General features: G+C 48.2%; 6 protein-coding genes, 1 rRNA gene and 1 other annotated feature (1 of these 8 only partly in view). Of the genes, 3 read left to right on the top strand and 4 right to left on the bottom strand.

All coding sequences use genetic code 11. The features are described from left to right. Window positions 1–451 (top strand) — a sequence feature (mutual gap in cmsearch alignment for this rRNA model is longer than 100); it begins 2,183 nt to the left of the window's first position. A gap of 103 nt (window positions 452–554) precedes the next feature. From rrf to OS145_RS03315, 3 genes are all read left to right on the top strand, one after another. Beyond that, a 5S ribosomal RNA gene (gene rrf, locus OS145_RS03325) occupies window positions 555–670 on the top strand. Between the two features lie 459 nt (window positions 671–1,129). Continuing rightward, window positions 1,130–1,666: a cytochrome b gene (locus OS145_RS03320; protein WP_006954693.1), complete on the top strand. Its 537-nt coding sequence runs from the start codon at window positions 1,130–1,132 to the stop codon at window positions 1,664–1,666. A 14-nt stretch (window positions 1,667–1,680) separates the two neighbouring features. Continuing rightward, window positions 1,681–2,262, top strand: coding sequence for a YceI family protein (locus OS145_RS03315; protein WP_006954690.1), 582 nt, complete (start codon window positions 1,681–1,683; stop codon window positions 2,260–2,262). Here OS145_RS03315 and OS145_RS03310 read toward each other — a convergent pair whose 3' ends face one another. The 4 genes from OS145_RS03310 to hemC are packed head-to-tail and all read right to left on the bottom strand — an operon-like array spanning window position 2,263 to window position 6,223. Then, window positions 2,263–3,438 carry a heme biosynthesis HemY N-terminal domain-containing protein gene (locus tag OS145_RS03310; RefSeq protein ID WP_006954687.1) on the bottom strand — a complete coding sequence of 392 codons (1,176 nt, stop codon included), beginning with the start codon at window positions 3,436–3,438 and terminating at the stop codon, window positions 2,263–2,265. It lies immediately after the preceding gene. After that, on the bottom strand, window positions 3,435–4,589 hold the full coding sequence (locus OS145_RS03305; RefSeq protein WP_006954685.1) for a uroporphyrinogen-III C-methyltransferase: 1,155 nt from the start codon (window positions 4,587–4,589) through the stop codon (window positions 3,435–3,437). The genes OS145_RS03310 and OS145_RS03305 overlap by 4 nt, the downstream gene beginning before the upstream one ends. Continuing rightward, a complete protein-coding gene (locus OS145_RS03300) occupies window positions 4,582–5,307 on the bottom strand; it encodes a uroporphyrinogen-III synthase (RefSeq protein ID WP_006954683.1) in 726 nt (241 codons plus the stop codon). The genes OS145_RS03305 and OS145_RS03300 overlap by 8 nt, the downstream gene beginning before the upstream one ends. Continuing rightward, a complete protein-coding gene (gene hemC, locus OS145_RS03295; protein WP_006954681.1) occupies window positions 5,291–6,223 on the bottom strand; it encodes a hydroxymethylbilane synthase in 933 nt (310 codons plus the stop codon). The genes OS145_RS03300 and hemC overlap by 17 nt, the downstream gene beginning before the upstream one ends. Window positions 6,224–6,235: the final 12 nt, after the last annotated feature.

The following is a 6,235-nucleotide window of genomic DNA, read 5'->3' as shown; positions in this document are numbered from 1 at the left end:
GGCTGATACCGCCCAAGAGTTCATATCGACGGCGGTGTTTGGCACCTCGATGTCGGCTCATCACATCCTGGGGCTGAAGTCGGTCCCAAGGGTATGGCTGTTCGCCATTTAAAGTGGTACGCGAGCTGGGTTTAGAACGTCGTGAGACAGTTCGGTCCCTATCTGCCGTGGGCGTTTGAGAGTTGAGAGGAGCTGCTCCTAGTACGAGAGGACCGGAGTGGACGAACCTCTGGTGTTCCGGTTGTCACGCCAGTGGCACTGCCGGGTAGCTAAGTTCGGAATCGATAACCGCTGAAAGCATCTAAGCGGGAAGCGAGCCTCGAGATAAGCTCTCACTAGCACATTAAGTGCTCTGAAGGGTCGTTGCAGACGACGACGTTGATAGGCGGGGTGTGGAAGCGTTGTAAGGCGTTGAGCTAACCCGTACTAATTGCCCGTGAGACTTAACCATACAACACCCAAGGTGTTTGCTTGTTGAGCACGTAAGACGCTTTATCGAATTGAATAAGAGAGTGGCGATGCAATCAGCCGAATCCATGTTGTGACAGTTTATGTCTGGCGGCCATAGCGGTATGGCACCACCTGGCTCCATTCCGAACCCAGAAGTGAAACATACCAGCGCCGATGGTAGTGTGGGGTCTCCCCATGTGAGAGTAGGACACCGCCAGACTTCAAATAAACAATCCCTCGTGCGCAAGCACGGGGGATTTTTTTATGCCTGCTCGCCAGACGCACGTCGCCCCCGCACCGCGTACGTCGCGCATCTTGCGCGACAACCCACACCGCCCCGTGCGCAGAATGCGCACGCTACGACCGCACCCTGTACGTCGCGCATCCTGCGCGACCATCCATATCGGCCCGTGCGCCCAAGGCGCACGCTACGACCGCACCCTGTACGTCGCGCATTGTGCGCGACCATCCACACCGGCCCGTGCGCCCAAGGCGCACGCTACGACCGCGCCACGTACGTCGCGCATTGTGCGCGACCATCCACACCGCGCCGTGCGCAGAATGCGCACGATACAAATAAATCGAACGTTATCTCCTAAAATGGCTGCTTTTATTTCTATATATCCATACTATTATTCAGATGTCATGCAATAACATATCAGCGAAATAGCGAGGAAATATGCGAGAAGTAGGGGTAAAAGGTTATGATGCCCTCATGATCATCATTCACTGGAGCAGTGCTCTGCTTGTATTCGGGCTGTTTGTGCTGGGTTGGTGGATGGTCGATCTTACCTACTACTCTAATTGGTACACAACGGCACCGTGGTGGCATAAGTCCCTAGGTTTGTTGGTACTCTTCATCACCCTTTTTAGAGTTGTTTGGCGGCTTGTAAAAGGCACCCCGACAATTGATGGTTCTGCATTCGAGAAAAAAGCTGCAAAACTCGGTCACGTACTACTTTATATCAGTCTACTCGCGGTTGTTTTTAGCGGTTATTTAATCTCAACGGGTGAAGGCAAACCGATTAGCTTTTTCGATTGGTTTGACGTACCTGCGTTGCCCTTTCAGGTAGATCAACAAGCCACATTAGCAGGCGTTATTCACGAATATGCCGCTTATGTCTTAGTGATCCTAGCGCTAGGCCATGGCGTTATGGCATTAAAGCATCACTTTATTGATAAACGTTCAACACTTATTCGAATGATAAAACCTTAAGAGGAAACTAAGTTATGAAAACACAACTTTTAGCATTATCCGCCATCGTAGGTAGCGTATTAGCAGCTCCCGCGGTTGCAGACGATTACGTCATTGATACTGAAGGTCAACACGCCTTTATTCAGTTCAAGATTAAACACTTAGGTTATAGCTGGTTGCTAGGGCGCTTCAATGACTTTGAAGGCAAATTTAGTTACGACGAGGCGAATCCGGGCAATGCCTCAGTTGAAGTGACAATTGATACTGCGAGCGTTGATACCAACCATGCGGAACGCGATAAACATCTCCGTAGCGACGACTTTTTAAACACGGGAGAATACCCCGAGGCAAGCTTTGTCAGTACACGTTACGTCCCAGATAGTGATGATGAAAATGAGGGTACGCTGTACGGCAACTTTACTCTGAATGGTGTAACCAAAGAAATTGCTATCGAAGTAGAACAGGTCGGTGCAGGCGAAGATCCATGGGGTGGCTTCCGCCGTGGTTTTGAAGGTGAAGTCGACCTGACATTGGCCGACTACAACATTGATTACAACTTAGGTCCTGAGGCCAAAGAAGTTGAGCTATACCTTTCTATCGAAGGTGTCCGCCAGTAATTAGCGCGCTTTAGCGGTTAGTGCTTGCTTATAAGCATTAGCCGCTAAGCGGTTATCACCTAGCGCAGCGTATGCGTCACCCATCCTAATATAATCGTCCTTATTGCACGCATTTAAATCGCTAAGTTTCTTTAACGCTCGCTGAGCCAACGAATAGTCTTTGTTCCCCAAAGCTAACACAGCAAGTGCACGGATATACTGACTGTCGTTAGGTTTGCGCTTCAAGTGAGACTGTACCCAATCAATGATGTTGGGGTCGGTACCGACTAACACGTGTTCATTAACACAATCATTCAAATTAAGCTCACCGCGCTCCAAGCCCTTTTTGACGACTTTAGTGCACGCAGCGTGTTGTCCGTAGTAGTTCAGTGCCTTTGCGTACGCGAGTCGAATAGACGGTGTGCTACGCTGTGTGCGGCTTAGACTCTTCCAGTCTTTAAATAGTGCTTTGGCATCGTTATGGGCGATACGAATAAAGTGCTGCAGGTAAACCGATAATACGAGTTGGTCATAATCCTGTTGGCTGAGCTTTGCTTGCTCTTGGATTTGATTCAAATGAGGTTGCAAGTCATCTAAGCGCTTTTCGGTTTTATATAACTCAATGGTCTGAGCCCATTGACTAGGAGGAAGCTCACCCCGATCGAGCTGACTCTCCACGTGGCGTATTGAAAGCTGCTGATGATCGCCATTATTCTGAGTTTCACTTTGCATAGAAATAAAACCCACCGCCGACTTGAAGTCTGAACCCGCAGTATCGAGCCAATATTTTGCTTTGCCAGGCTCCCCTGCTCTATCTGCGGTGAACGCTAATAGCGCAGCCAAATTCTCAGAACGTTGCTGTTTATAGAGAAGCTCGAAATCGACTAATGCGGACGTGTAGTCGTGCTTCAGCATAGCAAGTATAGCTCGCCTTTCTCGCTGTTTAAGTTTCTTAGCTTTTCGCCGCGAGAACCACTGACTTCCTGCACGCGTCTTACCTAATAAAGCTCTAATGGCAGCAATAACTATGCTGAACGCTAATATCGCGATTACTAGAAATACAACCAAGCCAATAACGGTGCTTTCTATCGTATAGCCCGCAAAATTAATTAACAGATAACCTGCGTTGCCAGCAGAGATCGGACCTAAAATAGCCCCCGCAATTAAAACAACTAGGACGTACACCCACCATTTCATTGTAAACGTCCTCCTAGCTGACTTGCTGCTACGGAAAGAGACGACACTTCGGGCAGCTCAGCGGCTTGTTTAATGCCATCCTCCAATTGCGCTAGCTTCTTCAGTACGCGTTGTTGTGCCGGACTATCTGCTTTTATCTCACTAATTAATGCACTCGCTTCTTTCAGTTTGGTTTTGGCTAGCTCAACTTGACCTTTTAATGCGGCATTTTCTGCAACGCTAAGCGTCAAATCGAGCTGTTGCTGTTTAAGGGTGATGGCTTCGTTTGATATAACGGGCTCTATAGAGTCAGTCGACTTTTGAATACGGAAAAAATTATCCATAAAGGCACGCCAATTATAAGCAAGATGTTCGCGCCAATTGGTCGGTTCTTTGGTTTGTCTATTTTCACTTGCGAAATCATGGGTCGGTGTTTTATTTGCTAGCGAGAGGGCTTGGCGTTTCGCTGCCGCAAGTTCAACGACCCATTGCGTTGCATCGCTCTGTTGGTACTCTAATAAGGCTTGCTTGTCCTCTTCGATTGCCTGGCGAATTTGCAAGGCTCCTGATGATTCAATACCTGCTAATTGCTGACTTGCAATATCAAGAAGTTGAAGTGCGGTTTGTGCGTCGGCATTAAAAATCGCTGAGCGAGCTGCTGCCGCTAAGGTTTGCTTGACTTCAAATAAACGCCACTCACGTATACGCTCGGCCTGTTGTTGAGGTAGCTGATCAGCTAATTGTTGCAACGTTTGTTGTTGCCGGTTGAGTTCCTGTTCTATCTGGTTCAGACGTCGATTGAGCTGAGTCTGTTCACGGTTGTCTGAGTTTTGTTCAATCTGTCGCTTCGCCTGTTGTAGTTCGGTCTGCAGCTGTTCAAGCTGCTTCTGAGTGCGGGCGACGGTTGCCTGACGCGCATATTCTATGACGGGCTCTTTTACTTGAGTCTGTGTTTCAGATTCCGGCCAAAATGGTAATTGTTTATATGGCTGCTTTAAATAAATCCAAACAGCCAGACCTATGACTGAAATAAGCAACAGCCAATAAATAGCACTTTTAAGTCGCGAGCGTGATCGTTTAGGCGACTTGTGTGGGTCTGATGAAGTGGCCTGATTAGACTCTGTTGCTAAATCGGCCGCCGTTTCTGGGGTTTCGTTCTTATCGTTATCCATGTTTTATTATCGCCTCAATCATCTTGCTCTCAGTTGCACTGCCAGTCACGGTGATAGTGTCTGCTGCAACAAAGGGAATTAGGTCTCTCAAGCGTTCACTCGGAACAATCCAATCGCAACGGGATAGCCATCCACCAGCTTCTCGAGGCAGGCTGGATAAAAAATAGCCTAACTGCTCTGCGCTTGTCACTACAATTAGATTAACTGTATTCATCCACTGCGTCACTTGCGTTTCGTCATTTAATGGCCGTTTTACTCGTCGATATACATCAATGCTACTGACCGTAGCGCCTCGTGCTCGCAACGTATCGAATAGTAAATCCCGGCCCTTCTCACCTTTGATAATAAGCCATTTTTGATTATCGACATTAACCATTTCTGGCAGAGTTAGTAATGACTCACTATCATGTTTATATGTCGGACAGTATGCGGAAATGCCGAACGTATTGGCAGCCAGTCGAGCCGTTGTTGGTCCCACTGCAAACATTGACGTTTGGGGCAGAAAACGAAAGCCGGCGTCTGCCGCAAACTTGACAGCATTTTTGCTTATCCAAATCACACCATCGTAGTCCGGGTTTACAAGCGGCTTTACGCTAATAGGCTCGATATCAATAAAACTGTGTTGTGTAAATTGAATTGCTGACTCCGACAACGCACCGATAATACGCTGTCTAGAGTCATCGGGTTGTAATATCAGCGCCTTAGTCGTGCTGGTCATACACCGCCTTCAAAATTTCTCCTGCACCCCGTGCGAGTAGCTTCTCCGCGAGTTCGATACCCAGCGCCTCGGCTTGTTCGACAGGACCTTGGATTTCTTCTCGGATGACCTCGACACCGTCTGGATCGCCGACCAAGCCTCGTAAACTGAGGTGATCACCATCCACCACTGCAAACGCGCCAATAGGTACTTGGCAGCCGCCTTGAAGTCGACGATTCATCGCACGCTCGGCTAATACGCGAAAACGTGTCGTAGGGCACTGCAGTGGTTCGAGCAGCGCTTTTATCTCGTCATCATCGCTACGTACTTCAATACCTAATACGCCTTGGCCATTAGCTGGCAATGAATCTTCAACGGGGATAAATGATGTAATACGTTCACCGAGCTCTAATCGTATAAGACCTGAAGCAGCTAGAATAATCGCATCAAACTGACCTTCATCCAGTTTGCGTAAGCGCGTTTGAACATTGCCGCGTAGATCGTTGATTATTAAATGTGGAAAACGCTCTTTAACCTGGCAACGACGGCGCAGACTGCAGGTTCCAACAACAGCGCCTTCTGGCAATTCATTCAATGATTGGTAGTGGTTAGAGACAAAGGCATCGCGAGGGTCTTCGCTCTCGCAGATAGTGTGCAGCTCTAGTCCAGGAGGGAACTCAACTGGAAGATCTTTCATAGAATGTACCGCGAGGTCGGCTCTGCCTTCTAACATCGCTGCTTCAAGTTCCTTTACGAATAAGCCCTTACCGCCGATTTTAGCTAAAGGTGTATCAAGGATAATATCGCCGCGCGTCGACATGGGTACAAGCTCAATTGTGAGCTCTGGATAGAGCGACGCTAAACGAGCTTGTATATGTTCCGCCTGCCACATGGCGAGTTTACTTTTGCGCGTAGCAATTCTTACCGTCTTTGACATGTCTACCCCTTA

It is taken from the genome of Idiomarina baltica OS145 (assembly GCF_000152885.1).
GTDB classification, from domain to species: domain Bacteria; phylum Pseudomonadota; class Gammaproteobacteria; order Enterobacterales; family Alteromonadaceae; genus Idiomarina; species Idiomarina baltica.
Note: the sequence above shows the minus strand (reverse complement) of the source record. Positions and strands in the feature narration are given on the sequence as shown.